The organism is Prevotella lacticifex, assembly GCF_019973375.1.
Classification (GTDB): domain Bacteria; phylum Bacteroidota; class Bacteroidia; order Bacteroidales; family Bacteroidaceae; genus Prevotella; species Prevotella lacticifex.
The window spans coordinates 1732488-1757417 of sequence record NZ_BPTV01000001.1; the positions used below are offsets into that span (position 1 = coordinate 1732488).

Consider the following 24930-nt stretch of genomic DNA (forward strand, 5'->3'; position numbering starts at 1 on the left):
AAGAACAGATCATGAAACAGAAATTCAATGTTATAACATCGACATGTGCTCCACTGCCGTTGGAGAATGTCGACACCGACCAGATAATTCCCGCACGATTCCTTAAAGCCACTGATAAGAAAGGATTTGGCGACAATCTCTTCCGCGACTGGCGCTATAATAAGGATGGCTCACCGAAACCCGATTTCGTCCTCAACAAGCCTGAATTTAAGGATGCCGTAATCCTCGTTGCCGGCAAGAACTTCGGCTCCGGCTCAAGCCGCGAACATGCAGCCTGGGCCATCGCAGGATATGGTTTCCGCGTGGTTATCAGCTCGTTCTTTGCCGATATCCACAAGAACAACGAGCTCAACAACTTTGTGCTGCCTGTTGTCGTGACCGAACCGTTCCTGAAAGAGCTCTTCGACAGTATAGACAAGAATCCGGCTATGACCGTCACCGTTGATCTTCCTAACCAGACCGTGACCAACAATGCTACCGGAAGTCAGGAGCACTTCGAGATTAATGGCTATAAAAAGCACTGTCTTGAGAACGGCCTCGATGATGTCGACTTCCTTGTTGAGAATAAAGACAAGGTAGAGGAATATGAAAACAAGAGGAAACAAGGCAAATAATCATGCCTTTACGTTCATTCCTCGTTAATTTTCAAAGGATTACAGTATGCAGAAAATTGAGATAATGGACTCGACACTCCGCGACGGAGAGCAGACCAATGGTGTCTCGTTCCTCCCTCACGAGAAGTTGCAGATAGCTGCCTCACTGATGCGCGATGTCAACGTCGACCGCATTGAGGTGGCATCAGCACGCGTCTCCGAGGGCGAAAAGGAGTCGGTGAGCATGATATGCCGTTACGCACGGACCATTGGCATGCTCAATAAGGTTGAAGTCTTAGGCTTCGTCGACGGACACCTGTCTGTTGATTGGATTGCCGATTGTGGCTGTAAGGTCATCAATCTGCTTGCGAAAGGCTCACTGCGCCACTGCGAGCACCAGCTCCACAAGACTCCAGAAGAACACATTGAGGATATAAAGAAAGTTCTCAATTATGCCGGTGAGCGCGGAATGGATGTCAATCTTTATCTTGAGGACTGGAGTTCCGGCATGAAGGACAGCCCCGACTACGTATGGAAGATGATGGACGCATTGAAGGACATGAATATCAAGCGCTTCCTTCTTCCTGACACTCTCGGAATACTTACACCGCTTGAGACCCTTGAATACATCCATCAGATGGTCACCCGCTACCCAGACCAGTGGTTCGACTTCCACGCCCACAACGACTACGACATGGCTGTCGGCGATTCGTTAGCAGCGGTGAAGGGTGGGGCTAAAGGCCTTCACGTCACCGTCAACGGTCTTGGCGAGCGCTGCGGCAATGCCCCGTTGGCCAGTGTTGAGGTTATGCTGAAAGACCAGATGCATATAGAGACAAATATCGAAGAGGACAGACTCAATGAGATTTCACGTCTCGTGGCCGGCTACAGCGGTATAGCCGTGGCCCCCAACCAGCCTGTCGTCGGCGAGAATGTCTTCACGCAGGTGGCCGGAGTCCATGCCGACGGCGACCGCAAGGACCATCTCTACAGCAACGCTCTCGTCCCCGAACGCTTTGGCCGCAAACGGGAGTATGCCCTCGGCAAGAACTCTGGAAAGGCCAATATCGCCCAGAACCTCAAGGAATTAGGATTGGAGCTTACAGCCGAACAGACCAGGGCTGTTACGAAAAGGATAACAGAACTCGGCGACCGTAAGGAAATAGTGACTCAGGACGACCTGCCATTCATCGTTTCAGATGTTCTAAAGCACAGTGCTCCTGAGAATCGCGTTAAGCTCGTAAGCTACATGGTGACAACGAGTTATGGTCTCAAACCTATAGCAAGCATTAAAGTGGAGATCAACGGTGAGGCCTATGCAGCCGATTCAACCGGTGACGGACAGTACGACGCCTTCGTTAAGGCCCTTAGGAAGATATACCGTGATTCGCTGAAGAGCACATTTCCTCTTCTTAAAGACTATCAGGTGACCATTCCTCCTGGCGGCCGCACCGATGCCCTTGTCCAGACAGTCATCACATGGGATAATAACGGTAACGTCATTCGCACGCATGCCGTCGATGCCGACCAGACTGAGGCAGCCATCAAGGCCACGATAAAGATGCTGAACATCATCGAAGATGAGCGTGCCATGCCATATAAGAAACCATACAAAACAATTTAACACATTATGAAATTGAATATAGCCGTTCTCTCAGGCGACGGTATAGGACCTGAGATCATGAAACAGGGTGTGGCCGTTCTCGACGCCATAGCCAAGAAGTACAACCACGAGTTCGTCTATCATGAGGCCATTACCGGTGCTCATGCTATCGACGCTGTCGGCGATCCGTTCCCCGATTCAACTTTCAAGACCTGCATGGATGCCGATGCCGTGCTCTTCGCAGCCGTCGGTGACCCGCGTTTCGACAACGACCCGACAGCTAAAGTGCGCCCAGAGCAGGGGCTCCTTGCCATGCGGAAGAAACTCGGCCTCTTCGCCAACGTTCGGCCGGTAGCCACGTTCGACTGCCTCATACATAAATCGCCACTAAAGGATGAACTTCTTCGCGGAGCCGACTTCGTCGTTATCCGTGAACTGACAGGTGGAATGTACTTCGGCGAGAAGCATCAGGACAACGATGTGGCCTGGGATACCGACATTTACCACCGCAATGAGATAGAACGCATTCTGAAGGTTGCATTCGACTTTGCCGAGCGCCGCAAGAAACATCTCACCGTTGTCGACAAGGCTAACGTCCTGGCCAGCTCACGGTTATGGCGTCAGGTTGCCAAGGAGATGGAATCGCAATATCCTGATGTCACCACCGATTATATGTTCATCGACAATGCCTCGATGCGCGTTCTCACCGAGCCGCGTTTCTTCGATGTCATTGTCACGGAGAACACTTTCGGCGATATCCTCACCGACGAGACAAGCTGCATAACCGGTTCCATGGGCCTTCAGCCGTCAGCATCGCTCGGCGAGCACACACCGCTCTTCGAGCCAGTGCACGGTTCGTGGCCACAAGCCGCCGGCAAGAATATCGCTAACCCTCTGGCGCAGATTCTATCGGCTGCAATGCTCCTCGAGCACTTCGGCCTCAACGATGAAGGCGCAAAGATTCGCGAGGCCGTTTCGGCAAGTCTCGATGCCAATGTGCGCACACCGGAGATTCAGGTCGAAGGCGGCAACCACTACGGTACCGACGAGGTAGGACAGTGGATTGTCGATTATATCAAGCAACACTAATAATGCCAGATAGTGCAGCACCCGGAAACATCGTGGCTGAGGCTACGGTTCCGGGTGCTCACCCTATGTTTTTTGTGGGCTAAGGCCAATAATTATTAATCCGACAAACGATAATCTCTTTTAATGAAGCGAATTATTATCTCTCTGATAGTACTGTTGACAACAGCATCAGGATATGCTCAGTCTGCCGTATCACTGCGCGATTCACTCAATGCCGCTGAAAAAGAACTGGAATTACGTCCCGACAGTATCAATCTCAGACTTAAAAAAGCCAGATGGAACGTGGAGCTCGGCGAGTGGGATTATGCCAAAAATGAGTATGATCTTATCCTTCTCCACGACCCCGACAATCTGTCTGCTCTCTATTTCCGCGCTTTTGTCAACACGAAGTTGGGCCGCTATGGCTTTGCACGTCAGGACTATATGAATGTGCTGCGGCAGGTGCCGAACAACTACGAGGCCAAACTCGGACTGGCGTTGCTCGATGATAAGGACAAGAAAAAGACTAAGGCTTTCGACGAGATAAACCTTCTTGTGCAGGCCTTTCCCGACAGTGCCTCGGCTTATGCGGCACGTGCCGGTATGGAAGAAGAGCGCCAGATGCTCTATCTTGCTGAATATGACTACAGCGAGGCTATCATGCGCGACCCCACAAACACGGATTATATCCTTAACAGGGCCAATATCCTTATCACCCTCGGCAAGAAGGCAGAGGCCCGCAGGGACCTGGAACTACTTATCAGATTAGGTATTCCGCGCGCTAATCTGTCCGATTACTTCAAGCGTATTGGCAAATAACTGTCTGGCACTTAGGATATTACACTATTATAAGGCCCACTGTCTAAAAGACTACCGTAAATATATGGAGTCCATCGCGGTATTTGTAGCTCACCATCCAGTGATGGTAGTCGCAGATACTCTTGACGATAGCCAGACCGAGGCCATTGCCTTTCTGACTTGACTTCATGCGGTAGAAGCGCGAAAAGACCCTGTCGGCATCAAGAGGCGGTTCATCGGAGGGATTGGCAATGGACAAGTGCCCATTGGTGACACTGATAATAATTGTTCCACCGGCCTTATTGTGCCGTACAGCATTGACGACAAGATTATTGAGCATACTCTCCATGAGAACTTCATTGGCCTCAACGGTCAGCGAAGTATCCTGAAAATCAGTATCTATGTTCAGCCCATCGGCGATGCCCTCAAGTTTCGGGAGCAGCTGCTCAATCTTCTCACACACGTTGATACTCACGAAATTGTGATATTGGTTGTTCTCTATCTTCGAGAGCAAGAGGAGGTTACGGCTCAGTCGTGACATGTGCCTGATTTCCATATAAATATCCTGCAACTCTCTGGCCTGATGCTCCGTGAGCCTGTCCTGCAAGAGATTGTCGAGTTTTCCCTGGACAATAGCTAATGGGGTCTGTAGCTCGTGGGATGCATTCTCGGTAAACTCCTTCTGAACCCGATAGCTGTTCACGCTGTTGCTCATTATTATCTCCAGGGTCGCGTTGAGCTCATCAAACTCCCTTGTGCCCGATTTCTTTAACGCAGGGACATTACCTTTTTCCACCCTGAAACCCTTAATCTTTGCGAGAGTGTCGTTGAATGGCGCCCAAAGTCTTTGCGGAACATACCTCATAACCAAGAGAACGGCAGCAAAGAGAATGACTATTATCGACATAAACTGGATGAAAAGTCCCATGAGCGTATCTTCCTCGAGGTCGATATCGGGGTTCTTGATACCATAGTTCTCCACGAGGTCGGTAAGGTCCTCGGCATAGTATGCAGTAGTAATGTAATAAAGAACCGGTATTGCCATTATGGTCAGAACCACCATAAACAGCACGAACCGCCTCATCAGCTTGCTCGTCAGCGAACGTTCTTTCATCTTCATTTTGCTCCGTTGTTGAAATTCATCTCCAATAAATCTGCTGATACTCACTGTTATCAACCGTTTCCCCTTTGTTCTTCATTCTTTCCATCTGTAACCCGTGCCGTAAACGGTATGAATGCAATCACGCAATCCGGCCTTGGCGAGTTTCGCTTTCAGATTCTTTATGTGGCTGTAAATGAAGTCGAAAGAGTCCATCATGTCGGCCATCTCACCGCTCAGGTGCTCGGCGATGGCAAGTTTTGAAAGCACACGATCGCGGTTGCTCAGAAAGAACAGCAACAGCTCATATTCCGAACGCGTCAACTCGACATTCTCTCCATTCACCTCAACGGTCTTTTCAAGGAGGTTTACCATCACACTGCCAACTTTTAATATGTTGTTGGCCTTAAACTCCTTACGGCGAATGAGAGCGTATATGCGCATTTGCAGTTCGGGCAGTGCGAAGGGCTTACCAATATAGTCGTCGGCACCAATCTCCAATCCTTTCAGGCGATCGTCGAGCGAGTCTTTGGCCGAGATGATAATGACTCCAGCCGGATTCTCTTTCTTTCTTATTGCCCGTAGGATGTCCAGACCGTCGCCGCCCGGAAGCATAAGGTCGAGAAGCACACAGTCGTAATCATACGAACCGGCCTTCATCCTGCCTTCGTTGAAGGTGAAAGCCTGCTCACACAAATAACCATCCCTTTCAAGATAGTCCCGAATGCTGTTCGAGAGTCTGTACTCGTCTTCTATAATCAGAATCTTCATGTCGTAATAACGCAGAATTCATATGCTTATTGCCATTAATGTGCGTAGTATCAATCCCATCCTATACATAATCAATCGAGGTCACAATTGCAAATATGTTCCATCGGACTATATGTTCATTCTTCTCATCATGCCGAAGCCACGGCATCAAACCATGAAATTTCGGAATTTGACAATTGGGAGAGGCCGACGAAAATGTAAGAATATTTCACATTGCGCATCTATCCGATTCAATCGCGCAACTACCACATAGTCAGACAGATAGAAAAACGGCCCTTTTCGCGTTCTGAAACGGTCCATTTCAGAGTCTAAAAGAGGCCGTTTTAGGATGCGAAACGGACCGTTTCAGAAGCTCAAACGATACATATTCCATTCGTGTTAATATTTTTCGCAAAATTAAAACAATTTGGGCAACTGCCAACGGGGTAATTGACAGTTGCCCAAAAATGTAATGATGAGCTTTAACCGGCTCTCAATAAATGACGCTGTAAAGGAGCTTATTTCTTCTTCAGCAGCAGACAGCTGTTGCTGTTCTTGATTTTCTCCACGTAAGCATCGATAACGGCAACGGCAGTAATGTTCACGACATCGCGAACAGAGCATTCGAAGTCGGTGAAGTGGATTGGCTTGTTAAGTCCCATCTGTATAGGGCCGATAATCTCAGCATCGGGATTCAGGGCCTGCAGGAGCTTGTAGCTTGCGTTTGCACTCGTGAGGTTAGGGAAGATAAGAGTATTGACCTTCTTGCCTTTAAGCTTGGTGAAAGGATACTTATCGTCACGCAGTTCATCGTTGAGAGCAAAGTTCACCTGCATCTCGCCGTCAATGGCGAGGCTCGGATCTTCCTTTTGCATCCGCTCCACAGCCGCATGCACCTTTACAGGAGAGCCCACCTGGTCGGTTCCGAAGTTCGAGTAGCTGATCATGGCGATGTTTGGCTCCTCGTTGAAGAAGCGTACTCCATGGGCTGTCAGCTTGGCAATGTCATAGAGCGTATCCTCATCGGGATGGCGGTTGATAAGGGTATCGGCAAGATAGAACACACCCTTCTTAGTGTTCAGGATGTGCATTGTGGCGAAGTGGTTGAATTCCGGCTGGATGCCGACAACCTCCTTAGCCACTTTGATGGTGTTGCTGTACTTAGTATACAGTCCAGTGATGAACGCATCGGCATCACCGTTTTCCACCATCGACATTCCGAAGTAGTTGCGCTCATACATCTTGTCGTAGGCTTCCTCGAAGGTATATCCCATTCGAGCCCGCTTCTCAGCGAGGTGCTTGGCGTAGGTAGCCCGTCGTCCTTGCTCCTGGTCGGCGCGCATGTCGATGATTGTTATTCCCGAGATGTCGAGTTTCAGGCGGTTGGCAATACGGTTCAGACGGTCGGGATTGCCGAGGAGGATAGGCTCGCAAATTCCTTCCTGCTTAGCCTGAACGGCAGCTTTCATCATAGTTTGATGGCCGCCCTCGGCAAACACCACGCGCTGCGGATGTTGAGCTGCAGTGGCATGAAGGGTGCGCGTGAGTTTTGTCTCCTGTCCGAGGAGCTGCCGCAGGTGCTCTTTATACTCGTCCCAGTCGGTAATGATGTGGCGTGCCACACCACTTTCGATAGCAGCCTTGGCCACAGCCGAGCTGACCTCGGTGATAAGACGTGGGTCGACGGGCTTGGGGATGAAGTATTTGGGGCCGAAAGTGAGGTCGTTGACGTGATAAACTTCGTTGACGATGTCAGGTACCGGCTCCTTGGCTAATTGTGCAATGGCCTTGGCAGCAGCCATCTTCATCTCTTCGTTTATAGCCTTAGCGTGGACATCAAGGGCTCCGCGGAAGATATAAGGGAAACCGATGACATTATTTATCTGGTTCGGCTTGTCGGAACGGCCTGTCGACATGAGGACATCAGGGCGTGCGGCCATAGCGTCCTCGTAGCTAATTTCGGGAACCGGGTTGGCCAGGGCGAAAACAATCGGCTTGTCGGCCATCGACCGTACCATGTCCTGGGTGAGGACATTACCCTTCGAGAGTCCCACGAAGACGTCGGCGCCCTTGACAGCCTCTTCGAGCGTATGCACGTCGCGGCGGTCAGTGGCGAAAAGCTTCTTCTGCGGTGTAAGGTTTGGTCTGTCGCTGGTGATAACGCCCTTGGAGTCGAGCATGACGATATTTTCCTTCTTTGCACCAAAAGAGCAGTACAGCTTCGTACAGCTTATTGCTGCTGCTCCGGCACCGTTGACAACGATTTTCACCTCGTCAATTTTCTTGCCGGCCACCTCAAGGGCATTCATCAGTCCGGCAGCAGAAATGATAGCGGTGCCGTGCTGGTCGTCGTGCATAACGGGAATGTCGAGAGTTTTCTTCAGACGCTCCTCAATGGCGAAGCACTCAGGAGCCTTGATGTCCTCAAGGTTTATGCCGCCGAAGGTTGGTGCAATCTTCTCAACAGCCTCACAGAACTTCTCCGGGTCCTTCTCATCTATCTCAATATCAAAGACATCGATGCCTCCATAGATCTTGAACAGCAGGCCTTTACCCTCCATAACCGGCTTGCCGCTCATGGCACCGATGTCGCCGAGGCCGAGGACAGCTGTGCCATTGCTTATCACTGCCACGAGGTTCCCCTTGTCGGTATATTTATATACGTCGTTAGGATTCTTCTGAATCTCAAGACATGGATATGCTACACCCGGCGAATAAGCCAAGCTAAGATCTGTTTGAGTTTGGTACGGTTTCGTAGGCTTTACCTCTATCTTGCCCGGACGACCATCGTGATGGTAGGCAAGAGCTGCCTCTTTTGTGATTTTTACCATAATAGCTATATTCTGTTTTGTTATTGGATATTCTATTCTTTGTTTTAATACATTCAATGGCAAAGTTACGCAAAAAAGCGTACACACATTAATAATTAAGCAATTTTATTTTGTCGATACTACATTTGCAGCCGTATTTTATCATACATTAGACGAAATACATATTATTATTTTGCAATTAATAGGGAAAATTGTAATTTTGCAACGTCAAAATTAAATGTGTATAATATGCAAAATATTTCTCATCGTCAAAAGCTGAAAGCCAGGATTCTCGAGGCTGCTACAAGTATGTTTGTAGAACAGGGAATCCGCATGGTGAGAATGGACGATATAGCGCGATCGCTCTCAATATCCAAGCGCACTCTATACGAAATTTATGATAACAAGGAAGAGTTGTTGATGGATGTCGTAAAAACGGGAATAGAGAGGGACAGAAATAGAATCTCAACATTACTGACCAACGGCGCCAACCCAATAGAGGTGATTTTTGAGGGCTACCGCCAGCGGTTAAAGCAATTCAGCAGTATTAACCCGCAGTTTTTCGAGGATATCAACACCTACGAGAGCGTAAAGAATTTCCTACGAGAGAAAAAGGAGAAGGGACTCTTTGAAAGGATAGATTTCTTCGAGAAAGGCGTAGGTCAAGGATATTTCATCGCAGGTGTTGACTATAAGCTACTTAACACCATTATTGATGGTGCCATGCAATATATTATGAGTGAGAAACTCTACACCAAAAACGACGTAAAGGACATGTTCCGTAGTTCCGTAATGATTCTCCTGCGAGGTGTCTGTACTCCGCACGGACTCAAGCAATTGGATAGCTTAATGCAAAACTTGACAGAAAAGAAATGAGAGGAAATTCATTCAGAACCTTTATATTAGTAGCCCTCGTCGTCATTTTTCTGATGGCGCTTCATTTTCTTCCACAGTACTCTATCTTCGGCTTGCAGCCAAGAAAGATCAATATCCTCAGTCAGCTGATTAACCTTCCCGGCGACAATGAGTCGATAGACGTGATACCAAAGCCGAAAGACCCCAAGCAGATTTATGCTCACGGCAAGAACGGGAAACTCATTGATTTTAAGGAGGTTTGGCCCAAAGGCGTTCAGCCGATATTGGACTATAGTGAGGAAAATGCCGGTGGCATGGACCACTTCTACGCTATGGTCGACTCAACGGCAAGGCACAAGCTGAATGGTCGTCCCGTGAGGGTAGCCTACTACGGCGACAGCTTCATTGAGGCCGACATCCTTGTTGCCGACTTGCGTGAGAATATGCAAGCCACATACGGTGGATGCGGAGTGGGATGGATCGACGCCGGCAACGACCTTGAACAATATAAGCGGTCTATACAAACCGAATTCAGCGGGATGGATGAGCATATGGTCATGAAAGCGCAGAACTATAATGTCGCTGAGGCCGGAATAGCTGAGCGCTACTACACTACCGGAGGCTCGGCTTCGGTGACCCTCAAAGCTACCAAGACATTCCCTCATGCGGCTCATTGGACCAATTCGACATTCTATTTCCGTCCGCTCAGGCAGACGACAGTAAAGGGTAAAACGGATGCAAATCCTTGGCTGTCTTGGACTTTCAATGAATCGGGAAGTCTACAAAAGACCGAGATCCCAGGGCGGGCGGCGATGGCGAAATTCACCGTCAACGGTCCGGCAATACTCTTCGGTGCAGCCCTTGAAGGCAACGATGGCATCACTATCGACAATTTCAGTATGCGAGGCTCAACGGGCACTACGCTTGCAAATATCCCCGATAACACGCTCCGTGAATTCAATGCCATAAGGCCGTACGACCTTATTATACTGCAATTTGGCGTAAATGCCGTCAAAGATAATTCGACGACAAAGGATATGCGCGACTATCTCGCTCAGATGAGGAATGTTATACGTAAATTCCGTCGCTGCTATCCGCAAGCAAGCATCCTCGTTGTGAGCACACCCGACAGAGGCAGTAAGGAGGGTGGGGCTACGATGCCGAATATCAAAGCCTTGGAAGGCTATCAGAAAGAACTCGCCGCCGAGGAGAGAGTGGGATTCTACAGTCTGTTCCATGCCATGGGCGGCGAAGGCTCTATGGCCAAACTTCACGACAAGGGAATGAGTTCATCCGACTATGTGCATGTAAGCCATGGCGGAGGAAAGATCATAGCCCGACAGATGTTCAACTCTTTTGTAGCAGCAGAAAAAAACTATATCCGGCGGAAGAAGCTGGAAAACGAGAAATAAGACATGGAAATACTTCAGAAAATACTCGACTTACTTCAATATAACCCAAAGGAGCCTCTTCTGTTTAATACAGGACTGTTCCTCTTCCTCTTTCTTTTCCTGGCACTGATTTATTGTGCCTTGAAAAACAAGTCGACGGCACGGCTGATATTCGTCACGCTCTTCTCTTATTATTTCTATTATAAGAGCTCAGGGCTGTATTTCTGCCTTTTGGCAATAGTTACAGTCAGCGACTGGATTATAGGCAAGAGGATAGCGCAGACCCACGAACCGGAAGAAACCGATGGCGGAGAGCCGCAGAACGGACGGAGCCGCCAAGCGAGGCTATGGCTTATTCTGAGTATCGTCATAGATCTCGGACTCCTGGCATTCTTTAAGTACACCAACTTCTTCACGGGAATGATTGCACAGATGATTGGTGAGAATTTCCAGCCTTGGGACATTTTCTTACCGGCAGGAATCTCATTCTTTACCTTTAAGAGCATATCATATACTGTCGATGTATACCGCGGCAAGATGAAACCCGTGGACAGTCTGCTCGATTATGCATTCTACGTCAGTTTCTTCCCAGTACTCTTGGCCGGCCCTATCGTCAGAGCCACAGATTTCATTCCACAAATAAGAAAGCCGCTCAGTATTTCGAAGCACATGCTGGCCTTCGGAGCCTATCTGATAGTAATCGGCTTATTCAAGAAAATGGTCATAAGCGATTATATCAGCGTAAACTTCGTCAGCCGAGTGTTCGACAATCCTACGCTCTTCTCGGGTGGGGAGATTCTGATGGCTCTCTATGGCTACAGTATTCAGCTCTATTGCGATTTTTCCGGCTATAGCGACATGGCCATTGGAATATCAGCGTTGTTGGGATTCAATATCCCTGCCAACTTCAATGCGCCATACAAAGCCGACTCGCTCAGCGATTTCTGGCGGAGATGGCATATTTCGCTGTCGTCGTGGATTCGCGACTACATATATATATCTTTAGGGGGAAACAGAAAAGGAAAAGTGCGCATGTACATGAATCAGATGATTGCCATGACGCTCTGCGGACTGTGGCATGGAGCATCATTGAATTTCGTGTTGTGGGGAACGCTCCATGGACTTGGAGTGTGCATACACAAATTCTTCTCCCAGACCATCATGCATCACGACCGGCATTATCACCCCTCCGGCCTCCGCAGATTTTTCTCCGTTATCATCACGTTTCACATAGTGACATTCCTGTGGATTTTCTTCCGCTCGCAGGATTTTAATGCCGCAGCACTACTGATAAAGCAACTTTTTACGAAATTCGACATAACATTGTTCCCTGCGATCGTCGCCGCATACAAGTTTGTGATTGCTTTAATAGTCTTTGCGCTCATCACTCACTGGATTCCCGACGCATGGCAGGAAAAGATAATTAAGCTCTTTGAAAAGGGTGGGGTGGTTGTTTGCGCTTTAGCCATCACTTTTGTCATATATCTTGCTATGCAAGTGAAATCCAGCGACATACAGCCATTTATCTATCTACAGTTCTAAAGAAGTAATCGTTAACTAACGTTAAATACAAAAATTTTCTTATGAAAACTATTGCAGGTTCGAAAAAAAGCTGTACCTTTGCAACCGCATTTAGAGAAATGCACTTGTGAAAACAAGAAACGCGGCAATAGCTCAGTTGGTAGAGCGCGACCTTGCCAAGGTCGAGGTCGCGGGTCCGAGTCCCGTTTGCCGCTCTTTGGAATCTTGAATATGACATCTTTTACATAAGCAATTGTGTAATGCCCAGGTGGCGGAATTGGTAGACGCGCACGTTTCAGGTGCGTGTGTTTCACAACGTGCAGGTTCGAGTCCTGTTCTGGGCACAAGCTTATTTAAGATTCAACAATATGTTGGAGAGGTGGCGGAATTGGTAGACGCGCTACTTTGAGGGGGTAGTGATAATTGTATCGTGGGAGTTCGAGTCTCCTCCTCTTCACATTTTTAATTACATAAACATAATTTCAATTTTGCGGCAATAGCTCAGTTGGTAGAGCGCGACCTTGCCAAGGTCGAGGTCGCGGGTCCGAGTCCCGTTTGCCGCTCAGAAAATGAAATTAAACAATCGATTAATGAATTTATACATAAGATTTTTCGACACTGAGGCATTGGTTCACAATGCAGACGAAGCACTTGATTTTTTAGCTTCTATTCCAGAAATTCCACTCGACAAGAATATGGAGGATGAAATACGGAGTTATGTTGACAGCGATGTGACATTCCCAAAACGCTGCAAAGTCCGTCCACATGTATATTTCATTATCATCAAGACTGAGGCTCAGACAATGCAGGACTTCAAGGAGAAGAAGGCTCTGCGTCCGAACGACGGCAATCGTCGTGAGACAAACGAGACCATCCTCCAGCTTAAGAATGAGCGTGAGGGATGGTATGAGGGCTCGCTCGACTTCAAGCGTGTAGTCTTGATTCCTACTACTGGAAAACACGAATACCGCGACACTCATTTCGTGGCACGCTGCAAAGCTGTTTCTGGTCTCGACTGCTACAATAGGATTGTCGATTATCTTCAAACGCGCGTCGACCACAGAAGCCAGTTCCCATCGGCAAAAGGAAAGAGTTTCAGTTTCAAATACCTCGGTATGTGGAAATGAACAAGGCTATGCTCATAGGAAATGTCGGTCAGGATCCTGAAGTTCATTATTTTGACAACGAACAATGTGTAGCGAGAGTGCGTCTCGCTACCACAGAACGCGGATACACCCTACAGAATGGGACAAAGGTTCCTGACAGAACCGACTGGCATAACGTCATATTCTATCACGGTCTGGCCAAGATTGTTGACAAATATGTTCATAAGGGCGACAAGCTATATGTCGAAGGACGGTTAAGAAACCGTAGTTATGACGACAAGCGGGGGCAGAGACGAACCATAACCGAGATCTATGCCGAGAACATGGAGCTCCTCACCCCAAAGCGCATGCAGCAGGGTACAACGGCCGACGAATCTGAGTCTTCTCCTGCACCACAGCAACCTTCATTGGATAATCCGGAAAAACTCCCATTTTGATAATGATTCCTTTAGTCGATATTTCTTCTTTAGTCACTACCGAGCCAATATCAGCAGGAGCAATAATTGCTTTCATTCTGGCAGCAGTTCTCCTGGTGTTGTCGGGATTTGCCAGTGGCTCCGAAATAGCGTTTTTCAGTCTGTCGCCAAGCGACATCAACGAAGTTGAGCAACAGAAGACTGATACTGACAAGAAAATCAATATGCTCAGAGAGGACAGTGAGCGTACGCTTGCAACGATTCTCATCACAAACAATCTTGTCAATGTGACGATAATTATGTTGCTCAACTATGCATTTGCCAGGGTCATAACATTCCATGCTGCATGGTTGGAGTTCGTCTGCATTACTGTTCTGCTGACATTCCTTCTGCTACTTTTCGGCGAAATTATGCCGAAGGTGTACAGTCGGCAGAATCCGTTGTCGTTCTGTAGAAAGGCAGTAAGGGGCATCCTCTTCCTGCGCCGTATATTCTGGCCGATAGAGAATATTCTGCTCAAGAGCGGAAACTTCGCAGAGAAAGTCATTCAGAAGGAATCTCACCAACTCTCGGTCGACGATCTTGAGCAGGCTCTTGAGCTTACCGACAGCGCCGATATTCGTGACGAGCAGAGTATGCTCAAAGGAATAATCAGATTCGGCGACGAAACGGCAAAAGAGGTAATGACGTCACGGCAAGACATCGTAGACCTCGACATTCATTGCTCCTACAAAGAGGTACTGAAGTGCATCGTAGACAATAATTACTCCCGAATACCGGTTTATCAAGACAATGAGGACAACATCAGGGGAATACTCTACATCAAGGACTTGTTGCCGCACCTATCAAAACCCGACAACTTCAGATGGCAGAGCCTCATCCGTCCGCCTTATTTCGTTCCTGAGACGAAGAAGATTGACGATTTGCTGCGTGAGTTCCAGGAGAACAAGGTCCATATCGCTATCGTTGTGGACGAATTCGGAGGGACAAGCGGACTCGTCACGCTCGAGGATATACTTGAAGAAATTGTAGGTGAGATTAATGACGAGTATGATGAGGAAGAAACGACATATTCTAAATTAAGTTATAACACTTACCTCTTTGAAGGTAAGACTCTCCTAAGCGATTTCACGAAGATTCTCAATATCGATGACGATGAATTCAGCGATGTTGAGGGTGATGCCGACACGTTGGCCGGACTGCTACTCGAGATTAAGGGTGACTTCCTCAGTCTGCACGAGAAGGTGGAATATAAAAATTATGAATTTGAGGTCCTTGGCATTGAAGAGCGCCGGATAAGTAAGGTGAAGGTGACGATTCATCCAAATAACGACAAAAAAGATGCCGATAAATAATGATGAGGATAACGGATTATAAAGATATCATCATCGCTATAGACAAAATTGAAAAAGACCCAAAGCTGACAGCGAGAGAGAACGAGCACAAGGCCGAAAAGAGCATGCTGCAGCAACTTCTCGGTGATGATGTGGCGTTAAGCCATAATTCTGACGGAAAGCCGGAAATCGACGGCTATAATATCAGCATCTCACACACTCTGAACAAGCAGGACGGTTACATAGCCATAATCATCGCAAAGCATCATAAGGTAGGTATCGACATCGAATACCGCAGCAACCGAATAATGAGGATCGTTGAGCGATTTCTTCGAGATGACGAGACTACGACATCGGTCGACGATGCTCTCATCAGCTGGTGCGCAAAGGAAGCTGTGTATAAACTTTTTTCTTCCGACGACCTGACATATCAGCAGATGAAAGTCAGTCCTGCACGCGACAGCGTAGAGAATATTGTCCGGCGTCGGTCGGTACCAATCAACACATGTATGACACCAGGATATATAATGGTGTGGACGACTTTGGCAGAAGAGGATTAATATCTGATAAAATGAAAATATCTATTAAAAGAATCTATGATGAGCCATCCGAGGCTGATGGCTATCGCGTGCTCGTCGACAGATTATGGCCGCGAGGCATAAAGAAGGACGCAGCAAGAATCGATCTTTGGGAGAAAAACATTGCCCCGAGCAACGAACTCCGCAAGTGGTTTGCCCACGATGTGAACAAGTGGGACGAGTTCTGCGAGAGGTATAAGCATGAGCTGGAAAACAACGATGCCTTTTCGCAGTTTTCAGCTGAGATGCAGTCAAAGCCTGCTGTAACGTTGCTTTTTGCAGCCAAGGACACTGAACACAATAACGCTGTGGTACTGTGTTCTTTATTAAAACATTGAAATATTTTTGGAACTTTGCTATCAATTTATTAATTTTGCAAACTGATAGCAAAAGAACAAAAATACGATAAATGTTAAGAATAGCAGTACAATCGAAAGGACGTCTTTTCGATGACACAATGAATCTTCTGTCGGAAGCCGACATCAAGGTTCCTTCCAGCAAGAGAACTCTTTTGGTGCAGTCAAGCAATTTCCCCATAGAGGTGCTCTATCTTCGCGATGACGACATCCCACAGACAGTAGCCAGCGGCGTGGCAGACATCGGCATCGTAGGTGAAAACGAGTTTGTGGAGCATCAGGAAAATGCACAAATCATATCCCGTCTTGGATTCAGCAAATGCCGGCTTAGTCTTGCTATACCCAAGTCGATTGACTACAACGGACTACAGTGGTTCAACGGCAAAAAAATAGCTACGTCATATCCTAATATCCTCCGGAAGTTCATGAATGACAACGGCATCAATGCCGATATACACGTCATTACTGGCTCCGTGGAGATTAGTCCGGGCATAGGACTCGCCGACGGTATCTTCGACATCGTCTCATCGGGTTCCACACTTGTAAGCAACAACCTTAAGGAAGTCGAGGTCGTAATGCACAGTGAGGCTCTCCTCATCGGAAACTGGAACATGGACGAGGACAAGCACAGCGTAATCAACGAGATGCTCTTCCGTTTCGAAGCTGTAAGGTCGGCCCGCGACAAGAAATATGTGATGATGAACGCCCCAAAGGACAAGGTGAAGGCCATTACCGAAGTGCTGCCCGGCATTAAGAGTCCTACTATCATTCCCCTCGCCGACCCCGAATGGTGCTCAATACACACGGTTTTGGACGAGAAACGTTTTTGGGAAATCATCAACAAACTGAAGGAATTAGGAGCGCAGGGCATCCTTGTCACTCCTATTGAGAAAATGATACTATAAAAATGAAGATAATCAAGTATCCGCAAAAAGACTCTTGGGAAGGAATCGTCCGGCGGCCCCATCTCGACTTGAGCCAACTTAACGCCACCGTGAATGGTGTGCTTTCAGATATAAAAGAGAATGGCGATAAAGCCGTTCGTAAGTATGAGGAAAAGTTCGACCATGCCTCTTTAGACGAAATCGAAGTAACAACCGAAGAGAAAGAGGAGGCCATGAGCCTGATTTCGAAAGAGCTCTACGACTCATTGGTCATCGCACACAACAACATAGCGAAGTTCCATGAATCGCAAAAATTCGATGGAAAGAAAATCGTCACTGTCAACGGAGTAACCTGTTGGCAGAAAAGCGTTCCCATTCAGAAGGTCGGACTCTATATCCCCGGAGGAACTGCACCGCTGTTTTCCACAGTTCTGATGCTGGCCACCCCAGCAAAGATTGCCGGTTGCCCCGAGATAGTTCTCTGTACGCCACCCGACAAGGAGGGTAGGGTAAACCCCGCAATCCTGGCAGCAGCAAAGATAGCAGGAGTGGAACGGATATTCAAAATTGGAGGTGTACAGGCTATCGGCGCTATGGCCTACGGCACGGAATCAGTACCGAAAGTCTATAAGATTTTTGGCCCCGGAAACCAGTATGTTATGGCAGCCAAACAGCAGGTGTCACTGCATGATGTTGCTATAGACATGCCAGCCGGACCATCCGAGGTGTGCGTAATCGCTGATGAAGACAGCAATGTAGAGTTCGTTGCCGCCGACTTGCTCAGCCAGGCTGAGCATGGAGTAGACTCGCAGGTTATTTTGATAACCACGTCGGAAAGTATGCTCGATGCCGTAAGCAAGGAGATTGAACTTCAGCTAAAGAAACTACCACGTAGGGAGATAGCAGCAAAAACTCTTGAGAATTCAAAGCTCGTTCTCGTCCACGACACTGACGAAGCAATCGAGCTGAGCAATAGCTATGCCCCAGAGCATCTTATCATTGCCACAAAAGACTATGAGCAACTGTCGGAAAAAGTGGTCAATGCGGGCAGCGTATTCCTCGGGAAATATGCTTGCGAAAGTGCAGGTGACTATGCCAGCGGAACGAACCACACGCTCCCGACCCACCGGTATGCACTGGCCTATAACGGTGTGAACCTCGACAGCTATAACCGTAAGATAACCTTCCAGTATCTCACCGAAGATGGAATAAGAAGTATCGGACAAGCCGTTGTTACAATGGCTGAGAATGAACAGCTCGAAGGCCACGCCAATGCAATGAGGCTACGCATGGATAGTCTGAAATAACAATATTTTGAATAAATATCTTTTGGGCCAATGAAGGAATTACAGAATTTGGTGAGACCAAACATTTGGAAACTTGCACCTTACAGTTCGGCGAGGAACGAATATGCCGGCCACACGGCGCATGTATTTCTCGATGCTAATGAGAACCCATACAACAAGCCATATAACCGCTATCCCGATCCATTACAGATTGATGTTAAAGAGAAAATTGCCAACATAAAGGATGTCAATCCCGAGTGCATCTTCCTTGGAAACGGAAGCGACGAGGCCATCGATCTGTGCTATCGTGTCTTCTGCGAGCCGAGGATCGATAATGTAGTCGCCATAGAACCAACATACGGAATGTATAAGGTTTGTGCCGACCTCAACGATGTTGAATACAGACCGGTACTGCTTGACGACAATTTCCAGATGTCGGCTTCAAAGATTCTTGACGCATGCGATGATCATACAAAATTAGTATGGATTTGCTCGCCGAACAATCCTTCGGGCAACAATATCAGCAGGGAGGAGATAGTTAAGGTCATAACGAATTCCGATGGTATAGTTATCATTGACGAGGCTTATTCCGATTTCTCACGCGAGAAGAATTTCCGGTCCGAACTTAAAAAGTATCCAAACATCATCGTACTGAATACTTTCAGCAAAGCGTGGGGATGCGCTGCCATCCGACTGGGAATGGCTTTCGCCGGCAAAGAGATTATCAACTTGTTCAATAAGGTCAAATATCCTTACAACATCAATGCTCTCACGCAGAAGAAAGCCCTGGAGATAATCGACGATTATTCTGATGTTCATGAATGGCTGAGGCTGATTCTAATGGAGCGGACCCATATGATTAAAGCTTTCCGCGACCTGCCTATCTGTGAGCGGGTTTATCCCACCGATGCCAATTTCTTCCTGGCCAAGATGGACGACGCTCAAGCGGTCTACGACTATCTCGTCGAGAAAGGCATCATCGTTCGCAACCGCACTCGTGTCAGGCTATGCAATAACTGTCTGAGAGTAACCATCGGCACCCGTAGCGAAAATGCCGAACTCATAGGAGCCATCCGCCAGTTCTCCGAAGCCCATAAAGCATAGTCCTATACATCAAAGGATTCAAAATTATCCATTTGCAAGGGGATAGGTAGAGTGAGGGGCTGTTCGCCCCTCGCTCTTTTTCTATCGATACCTATGCTTTCCTATAGCATTCTATATTTAGCTCCTAAGCTTTACTTTCTCAACCGAACATGAAATTAATAATAAACAGTACGGATAAGACGCAAAGGGTGGGGTTAAGCTGACTGTATTTGCCGGTAAAGAGTTTAATGAAAACATACGACAATATTCCGAGACAGATTCCGTCGGCAATACTGTAAGTGAGTACCATTGTTATCATTGTTATGAAGGCGGGGAATGACTCGCTAAGATCCTTTAGGTCAATCTCCTTTATTGAGTCGAGCATGAGGACACCAACCATGACAAGGGCTCCACTGGTGGCAGCACTCGGAATGAGAAGGAATACAGGTGAGAGGAAAAGGGCTATAAGGAAGAACATACTGACGGTGAACGATGTCACTCCGCTCTTACCGCCTTCAGCAATACCACTCGCACTTTCGACATAGGTGGTGATGGTACTCGAACCGAAGAAAGCACCGCAAGTGGTGCCAATGGCATCGCTCATCATCGCTTCCTTGACATGAGGAATGGAGCCGTCGGGACGAACGATACCGGTTTTCTCGGCCAATCCCATAAGGGTGCCGATGGTGTCGAAAATGTTTACAATGAGCAGAGAAAAGATTACGAGAAACGTTTTAAGATTGATGATACCGTCGAAGGTGAACTTGCAGAAAATCGGAGAAAGATCCTGTGGCATGGAAACTGGAATCCAATTATCAGGAAGACTTGTCACTCCGAATGGGATTCCTACTATAGTCGTCAATATTATACTCCAGAAAAGCGATCCCTTTACATTACGTGCCATAAGGATACCACTCGTCAAGATAGCAAAGATACCAAGAAGACACGTGGGGGTGAACTGTCCCAGACCAACGAATGTGCCTTGTTTTGCAACGATGATTCCAGCATTCTTCAATCCGATAAAAGCTATGAACATTCCAATTCCGGCCGAAATGGCGTAGCGCAGGGTCTCGGGAATACTGTTAAGGATCATTTCTCTGATATTAAAAAAGGTAATAATAATGAATACAACACCCTCGACGAGCATTATAGCCAGACTCTGCTGCCATGTGTATCCCATAGCCTGACACATAGTGTATGCAAAGAATGCGTTGAGACCCATTGAAGGAGCCTGAGCAAATGGAAGTTTTGCCATGATAGCCAGCAGAAGAGTGGCTATGGCCGAAACAATTGCTGTAGAAGTGAACAATGCCCCGCGATCCATGCCTGTCGCTGACAAGACCGCCGGATTAACTGCCAAGACATAAGACATCGTCAGGAAGGTAGTGGCACCAGCTATCAGCTCTGTCTTAAGCTGCATTGTACTTGGATTGAAACCAAATGCTTTCTCAATAAATTTCATCGTTGAAGTATTTTTGTTAATTGTCTAATTCGTTTGTGAATAACATTATTTCTCATGATTATAACCAGCCAACCAATTGTCGATAAGCTTGCGGGCTATCGATAACTTCTCGGGTATCGTCGGCAGGTTATCGTATCTGAACCAGCTCCCCTTTGAGAGCTCCGACTTTTGCAAATGTATCGAGCCATCGACATATTCAGCATTGAATCCCACCATAAGTCCACAAGGGTAAGGCCACGGCTGAGAGCCAAAATATTTAAGATTCTTGATTGTAATTCCTGTTTCTTCCATAACTTCCCGGTGAACAGCCTCTTCAAGGGTCTCCCCAGTCTCGACAAAACCGGCCACAAGTCCATAGAAATCACCTTTGAAGTTGCGGGCGTGGACAAGGAGTACATCATCGTCTTTATGTATGAGCACGATGATTGCAGTGGCCAACTCCGGCCATATTTCCTTCCCACAATTTGGACAGCGCTTTGAGATGTCGGTATGCATGACCATCGGAGAACCACAAACGCCACAATATTTTGTGTTTTGGTCCCAATAAAGAATCTCCTGACACTTACCGGCTTTAAGGTATAGTTCCTTCGGCAGCTTATAGAATGATTTCCTTAATGGACAGAATTCGAATTCGGCATCTGTGAATCCGGCAGTTCTAAGCTTGATCTGCTCCGGATCGTCAATTTGCACAGTCCTAACCTCGGTACCATCTTCCATTGGAGTGATATTGTGGAGGTGCTGCCATTCGCTAAGCGGGATAGGGCAGTGGTCGCTATTGGGAATGCTATAGGTTCCATCGTCAAATTTTTGAAGAACAAGATCGGTCTTGCAAAATATAAAGAAATACATATTCTTTTTTGGTGTAAGTTACTAATAGAGAGAGCAATAATTATTTCTCATTAATTCCGAACAGAAGTTGACGGTCGCGCTTAGCCGCAGCATTCGTCCATTTCTCCGGAATGAATTTCCAGTTGTGGTTTGGCTGAGGGTTACAATAGCCTTCGCTCTCTATTTCTTTCATGAGATAATGGCGCTGGTCGTACTGGCTCCGCCATATTATCCGTTTCTGTAAACTGTCTTTCGGGATGCCAGCTCCTTTCGTGAGCAGTTCACCGCCACCATTTCCACGATAACTGTTGACTGCCACTTTATAATATTTATGTTTGTCAAATAGCTTTCCGTTCGTCATGCGCAAGATTTTCACCTTTTGCCCATCAGGCTTGGTAACGTCGACGACATAGTCGATACCGGCAGCAGCATCGAAATTGAAGAATAGATTCTTAAATCCCATACGCTGCGAGTCATTGCGAGTGTCGGTAGCGAAAAGCAGGAGATGATCATCGGGACTTTTCATTGTGTTGCACCACTGGTCGTAGCTCATCTCGAGATATTTTTGGATTTCCTCTCCCGTAAGTCTCATGACGTAAATGCCATTCTCATATTTATATAATTTGAACATATCGGCAACAGTTACGGCACCCGAATCAATGGTCGCATCAAGCGAGAGCGGGGCATTGAAGGTGATATCGGCACCAGTGATCTTCATCTGCATGTTCATTATGAAGTCGTTGAACGCTGAATTACCGAAATAGCTGTCGCGTGTGGAGATAGCGTGGCTGAAAACTCCGATCTTCCTGTTGACCCAAGTTTTGACAGAATCGATGTCAGAGCTGAAATGAGACATATAATCGGGATCAACTTCAAAGTCTATGACATCAACCAGTTTCCCGGCTTTCGACACAATTTCGTATTTTCCATTCTCATCCTTTTGCAGTTTTACGTCTGCCTGAGCCACACGTATGGCGTTGTTGGCAGGGTCAAGACAGAGGACATCATTTCCGCCGGCACCCTTCACCACACTGTTGTGCGGCTTATGGTCGTGACCGAAAAATACAATGTCGAATCCAGGAACTTTTTCGGCCACCATCTGCGCCTCGTCTTCAACGTATTTATCAGTTTTGATGCCACCTTCCCAGCCAGAATGGAACAGTCCTACAATCATGTCGGGGTGTTCATGTTCTTTCACATAATTTGTCCAGTAAGCTGCCGACTTGACAATATCATCGAAATAGAGCCCCTGCCACAATCTTTCCTCGAGCCAGTTGGGAATGGCAGGTGTCAGCATGCCGATGACGGCGATGCGCACCCCAGAGCGATCAATAATGGTATAAGGCTTAAAATACGGGCGATTCGTAGTTGTGTTGATGGTATTTGCACCAAGCATCGGACAATTTACTTCGCCGGCCCATTTATCATAAACAGCGTGGCCGGTCTCAATGTCGTGGTTGCCGACGGTCTCTGCATCATAACCCATATAATTGATGACAGAAGCCGCAATGTTGGGGGCCGTTGAACGGACATAGTTGGAATAGTAACAGACTGGCTGGCCTTGGAGAATGTCGCCATTGTCGAGCAATACAACATTATTGTCGGATTCCTTACGCAACTGTTTGATGTAAGTTGTGACGCGTGCCAAGCTGCCGGCTTTTGGTTTGCCACTGATGAAATCGTACGGAAAGAAACATCCGTGAACATCTGATGTCTCAATCAAGTGTAATGTAATCTGATTGCCATCAGACATCCTTTTGTCTGATTCTGCATAACTTACTCCGTCGTCAGCAACTATCTTTATACCGGATTCGACGTTTCTGACTTCGCTATCAGCATATCTTTTTATACCGGATTCGGCATTGCTAATGTATGTCGAGAAACTCAGAAATGATGTCAATATCAATATTTGGAAACTTCTATTTATCATAACAGTGATTAGAAAGTGATAAACTTTATTCGTTCTTAAAGTAGAAATAAACCCAGAAAGTACCTTTGAAACGCTTTAGTTTAGTTTCGTTATCAGCTCGAAGGAACTGGTTGTAAGAGTTTAATAATTGTGGATCAAGGAAGTCTTGGCGAATCTTTCTTACTTTGTCGTTATATAAAACAAGAGCTTCTTTATAATGCAGTGGCAAAGCCATCCATTTAATCCTTGTAAGACTGTCCTGGTATTCGTTTTGTTTCTTGACCGTTACCGGCTTTGCAGATTTCTGTTTCGTGCTGTCAGGAGCCACTGCATTATTGTCAAGTCCATAGAAGAACGCGAGATTGTCATAGAATTCTCCGATGTTTTTCTTAACAAGCATCTCAGTAAGTTGCCAGTCGATATTCCTTTTATATTCCCCGATGATATTGTCCATCGGTATAATGACAGCGTAAAATCCTTTAGATGAAGGAATTATAGAGTTAGTTCTAATGGGAAACTTAAACATTTCATCACCTATCTTATGCTTTTTTGCCAAAGCATAGGCCCGTAGGATTGTAAGGTTTTGGGTGTCTGAGTTATATTCTTCGACCGCCCCGATAGCTCTGTCATACTCCTTCTCGCTGATAAGGAACTCAGTTTCCATACAGCGATGAAATTCGCGGTTATGATTTCCGATGAGACACGTCATGACCATCATAGCAAGCATCATTGTCATGTTTATTCCCGTTTCTTGCGACAACAGTCCCCCACCCCTTGTGTCAGTTTCAATTGACTGGTACTGTTTGGCAAGATAAACTGCCCCTGCCCATACTAACAGCAGCAATGGCAACGTCCATATCCATGCTCCGAAATTTATTTCTCTATCGGCTTTCGATGGCAGGTCGGTGATTATCGTAATAATCAGAAACGATGGGAAATAAGTGAGAGCATGAAAGATGCCCCTGAGCCCCGACAAAGCTCTGACGCCTCTTTGGAGCAGACCCGTAGCCACGATGATAAGCAGAGGACCTATCACGGGGTCGTAGTGTGTCTTGCCACCAGATGCTATATGCTGTGCAGCAGCCAGCACATTTGTCTGGTAATGGAAAAGATAAATGATGCTGAATGAAACGAAGATTACGGCACAAGCCACTCTGTATGAGCTCGTGCCGTATTTGGGTTTATTGATGTCCATTATCC

At 47.0% G+C, this 24930-nt stretch carries 22 protein-coding genes and 4 tRNA genes; 19 read left to right on the forward strand and 7 right to left on the reverse strand.

Annotated features, from left to right (window positions below; all coding sequences use genetic code 11):
• Positions 1-11: 11 nt before the first annotated feature.
• The 4 genes from leuD to LDN30_RS06795 all read left to right on the forward strand — a co-directional run bounded on the left by leuD (position 12) and on the right by LDN30_RS06795 (position 4083).
• Entirely contained in the window at positions 12-614 is a 603-nt protein-coding gene (gene leuD / locus LDN30_RS06780; RefSeq protein WP_223925994.1) for a 3-isopropylmalate dehydratase small subunit, read from the forward strand.
• Between the two features lie 46 nt (positions 615-660).
• Positions 661-2217, forward strand: a complete 1557-nt coding sequence (locus LDN30_RS06785) for a hydroxymethylglutaryl-CoA lyase-like TIM-barrel protein (RefSeq protein WP_223929074.1) — start codon at positions 661-663, stop codon at positions 2215-2217.
• Positions 2218-2223: 6 nt separating this feature from the next.
• On the forward strand, positions 2224-3285 hold the full coding sequence (gene leuB / locus LDN30_RS06790) for a 3-isopropylmalate dehydrogenase (protein ID WP_223925996.1): 1062 nt from the start codon (positions 2224-2226) through the stop codon (positions 3283-3285).
• A 123-nt stretch (positions 3286-3408) separates the two neighbouring features.
• A complete protein-coding gene (locus LDN30_RS06795) occupies positions 3409-4083 on the forward strand; it encodes a tetratricopeptide repeat protein (RefSeq protein ID WP_223929075.1) in 675 nt (224 codons plus the stop codon).
• Positions 4084-4126: 43 nt separating this feature from the next.
• Here the strand turns inward: LDN30_RS06795 and LDN30_RS06800 are convergent, their stop codons facing one another.
• From LDN30_RS06800 to LDN30_RS06810, 3 genes are all read right to left on the reverse strand, one after another.
• Positions 4127-5182 (reverse strand): sensor histidine kinase, encoded by a 1056-nt coding sequence (locus LDN30_RS06800; RefSeq protein ID WP_223929076.1) that lies wholly within the window; start codon positions 5180-5182, stop codon positions 4127-4129.
• Between the two features lie 75 nt (positions 5183-5257).
• Positions 5258-5932, reverse strand: a complete 675-nt coding sequence (locus LDN30_RS06805; RefSeq protein ID WP_223925999.1) for a response regulator transcription factor — start codon at positions 5930-5932, stop codon at positions 5258-5260.
• Between the two features lie 497 nt (positions 5933-6429).
• On the reverse strand, positions 6430-8742 hold the full coding sequence (locus LDN30_RS06810) for an NADP-dependent malic enzyme (RefSeq protein ID WP_223926000.1): 2313 nt from the start codon (positions 8740-8742) through the stop codon (positions 6430-6432).
• Between the two features lie 228 nt (positions 8743-8970).
• Here LDN30_RS06810 and LDN30_RS06815 point away from each other — a divergent pair, with 228 nt between their 5' ends.
• From LDN30_RS06815 to hisC, 15 genes are all read left to right on the forward strand, one after another.
• Positions 8971-9597, forward strand: a complete 627-nt coding sequence (locus LDN30_RS06815; RefSeq protein WP_223926001.1) for a TetR/AcrR family transcriptional regulator — start codon at positions 8971-8973, stop codon at positions 9595-9597.
• The gene (locus tag LDN30_RS06820) at positions 9594-10988 is read left to right on the forward strand and encodes a GDSL-type esterase/lipase family protein (RefSeq protein ID WP_223926002.1); all 1395 of its coding nucleotides are present in this window, start codon (positions 9594-9596) and stop codon (positions 10986-10988) included. The genes LDN30_RS06815 and LDN30_RS06820 overlap by 4 nt, the downstream gene beginning before the upstream one ends.
• A 3-nt stretch (positions 10989-10991) precedes the next feature.
• A complete protein-coding gene (locus LDN30_RS06825) occupies positions 10992-12509 on the forward strand; it encodes an MBOAT family O-acyltransferase (RefSeq protein WP_223929077.1) in 1518 nt (505 codons plus the stop codon).
• A gap of 121 nt (positions 12510-12630) precedes the next feature.
• Positions 12631-12703 (forward strand) — tRNA-Gly (locus tag LDN30_RS06830).
• 47 nt (positions 12704-12750) lie between these two features.
• A tRNA-Leu gene (locus LDN30_RS06835) sits at positions 12751-12832 on the forward strand.
• Positions 12833-12861: 29 nt separating this feature from the next.
• Positions 12862-12945, forward strand: a tRNA-Leu gene (locus LDN30_RS06840).
• A 33-nt stretch (positions 12946-12978) separates the two neighbouring features.
• Positions 12979-13051: transfer RNA gene (locus LDN30_RS06845), tRNA-Gly, on the forward strand.
• A gap of 27 nt (positions 13052-13078) precedes the next feature.
• The gene (locus LDN30_RS06850; protein ID WP_223926004.1) at positions 13079-13615 is read left to right on the forward strand and encodes a hypothetical protein; all 537 of its coding nucleotides are present in this window, start codon (positions 13079-13081) and stop codon (positions 13613-13615) included.
• A complete protein-coding gene (locus LDN30_RS06855; protein WP_223926005.1) occupies positions 13612-14031 on the forward strand; it encodes a single-stranded DNA-binding protein in 420 nt (139 codons plus the stop codon). Before LDN30_RS06850 ends, LDN30_RS06855 begins: the two co-directional genes overlap by 4 nt.
• Positions 14032-14033: 2 nt before the next feature.
• The gene (gene gldE, locus LDN30_RS06860) at positions 14034-15365 is read left to right on the forward strand and encodes a gliding motility-associated protein GldE (RefSeq protein WP_223929078.1); all 1332 of its coding nucleotides are present in this window, start codon (positions 14034-14036) and stop codon (positions 15363-15365) included.
• Positions 15365-15904 (forward strand): 4'-phosphopantetheinyl transferase family protein, encoded by a 540-nt coding sequence (locus LDN30_RS06865; protein ID WP_223929079.1) that lies wholly within the window; start codon positions 15365-15367, stop codon positions 15902-15904. The genes gldE and LDN30_RS06865 overlap by 1 nt, the downstream gene beginning before the upstream one ends.
• Positions 15905-15921: 17 nt before the next feature.
• Complete coding sequence (locus LDN30_RS06870; protein WP_373316531.1) at positions 15922-16260, forward strand: DUF488 domain-containing protein; 339 nt, start codon at positions 15922-15924, stop codon at positions 16258-16260.
• Between the two features lie 71 nt (positions 16261-16331).
• Positions 16332-17183, forward strand: coding sequence for an ATP phosphoribosyltransferase (hisG, locus tag LDN30_RS06875; protein WP_223926009.1), 852 nt, complete (start codon positions 16332-16334; stop codon positions 17181-17183).
• A gap of 2 nt (positions 17184-17185) precedes the next feature.
• Complete coding sequence (hisD, locus tag LDN30_RS06880; protein ID WP_223929080.1) at positions 17186-18469, forward strand: histidinol dehydrogenase; 1284 nt, start codon at positions 17186-17188, stop codon at positions 18467-18469.
• Positions 18470-18499: 30 nt separating this feature from the next.
• On the forward strand, positions 18500-19552 hold the full coding sequence (gene hisC, locus LDN30_RS06885) for a histidinol-phosphate transaminase (RefSeq protein ID WP_223929081.1): 1053 nt from the start codon (positions 18500-18502) through the stop codon (positions 19550-19552).
• A gap of 139 nt (positions 19553-19691) precedes the next feature.
• Here hisC and LDN30_RS06890 read toward each other — a convergent pair whose 3' ends face one another.
• From LDN30_RS06890 to LDN30_RS06905, 4 genes are all read right to left on the reverse strand, one after another.
• Complete coding sequence (locus tag LDN30_RS06890) at positions 19692-20993, reverse strand: NCS2 family permease (RefSeq protein ID WP_223926012.1); 1302 nt, start codon at positions 20991-20993, stop codon at positions 19692-19694.
• A gap of 45 nt (positions 20994-21038) precedes the next feature.
• Complete coding sequence (nudC, locus tag LDN30_RS06895) at positions 21039-21842, reverse strand: NAD(+) diphosphatase (RefSeq protein ID WP_223926013.1); 804 nt, start codon at positions 21840-21842, stop codon at positions 21039-21041.
• 40 nt (positions 21843-21882) lie between these two features.
• Positions 21883-23574 (reverse strand): bifunctional metallophosphatase/5'-nucleotidase, encoded by a 1692-nt coding sequence (locus tag LDN30_RS06900; RefSeq protein WP_223929082.1) that lies wholly within the window; start codon positions 23572-23574, stop codon positions 21883-21885.
• Positions 23575-23776: 202 nt separating this feature from the next.
• Positions 23777-24925 (reverse strand): DUF6057 family protein, encoded by a 1149-nt coding sequence (locus tag LDN30_RS06905; protein ID WP_223926014.1) that lies wholly within the window; start codon positions 24923-24925, stop codon positions 23777-23779.
• Positions 24926-24930 lie beyond the last annotated feature (5 nt).

Bases quoted from the DNA above. Each gene is read 5' to 3' on its own strand.
- leuD (WP_223925994.1), top strand. From the start codon at position 12: ATGAAACAGAAATTCAATGTTATAACATCGACATGTGCTCCACTGCCG.
- LDN30_RS06785 (WP_223929074.1), top strand. From the start codon at position 661: ATGCAGAAAATTGAGATAATGGACTCGACACTCCGCGACGGAGAGCAG.
- leuB (WP_223925996.1), top strand. From the start codon at position 2,224: ATGAAATTGAATATAGCCGTTCTCTCAGGCGACGGTATAGGACCTGAG.
- LDN30_RS06795 (WP_223929075.1), top strand. From the start codon at position 3,409: ATGAAGCGAATTATTATCTCTCTGATAGTACTGTTGACAACAGCATCA.
- LDN30_RS06800 (WP_223929076.1), bottom strand. From the start codon at position 5,182: ATGAAGATGAAAGAACGTTCGCTGACGAGCAAGCTGATGAGGCGGTTC.
- LDN30_RS06805 (WP_223925999.1), bottom strand. From the start codon at position 5,932: ATGAAGATTCTGATTATAGAAGACGAGTACAGACTCTCGAACAGCATT.
- LDN30_RS06810 (WP_223926000.1), bottom strand. From the start codon at position 8,742: ATGGTAAAAATCACAAAAGAGGCAGCTCTTGCCTACCATCACGATGGT.
- LDN30_RS06815 (WP_223926001.1), top strand. From the start codon at position 8,971: ATGCAAAATATTTCTCATCGTCAAAAGCTGAAAGCCAGGATTCTCGAG.
- LDN30_RS06820 (WP_223926002.1), top strand. From the start codon at position 9,594: ATGAGAGGAAATTCATTCAGAACCTTTATATTAGTAGCCCTCGTCGTC.
- LDN30_RS06825 (WP_223929077.1), top strand. From the start codon at position 10,992: ATGGAAATACTTCAGAAAATACTCGACTTACTTCAATATAACCCAAAG.
- LDN30_RS06850 (WP_223926004.1), top strand. From the start codon at position 13,079: ATGAATTTATACATAAGATTTTTCGACACTGAGGCATTGGTTCACAAT.
- LDN30_RS06855 (WP_223926005.1), top strand. From the start codon at position 13,612: ATGAACAAGGCTATGCTCATAGGAAATGTCGGTCAGGATCCTGAAGTT.
- gldE (WP_223929078.1), top strand. From the start codon at position 14,034: ATGATTCCTTTAGTCGATATTTCTTCTTTAGTCACTACCGAGCCAATA.
- LDN30_RS06865 (WP_223929079.1), top strand. From the start codon at position 15,365: ATGATGAGGATAACGGATTATAAAGATATCATCATCGCTATAGACAAA.
- hisG (WP_223926009.1), top strand. From the start codon at position 16,332: ATGTTAAGAATAGCAGTACAATCGAAAGGACGTCTTTTCGATGACACA.
- hisD (WP_223929080.1), top strand. From the start codon at position 17,186: ATGAAGATAATCAAGTATCCGCAAAAAGACTCTTGGGAAGGAATCGTC.
- hisC (WP_223929081.1), top strand. From the start codon at position 18,500: ATGAAGGAATTACAGAATTTGGTGAGACCAAACATTTGGAAACTTGCA.
- LDN30_RS06890 (WP_223926012.1), bottom strand. From the start codon at position 20,993: ATGAAATTTATTGAGAAAGCATTTGGTTTCAATCCAAGTACAATGCAG.
- nudC (WP_223926013.1), bottom strand. From the start codon at position 21,842: ATGTATTTCTTTATATTTTGCAAGACCGATCTTGTTCTTCAAAAATTT.
- LDN30_RS06900 (WP_223929082.1), bottom strand. From the start codon at position 23,574: ATGTCTGATGGCAATCAGATTACATTACACTTGATTGAGACATCAGAT.
- LDN30_RS06905 (WP_223926014.1), bottom strand. From the start codon at position 24,925: ATGGACATCAATAAACCCAAATACGGCACGAGCTCATACAGAGTGGCT.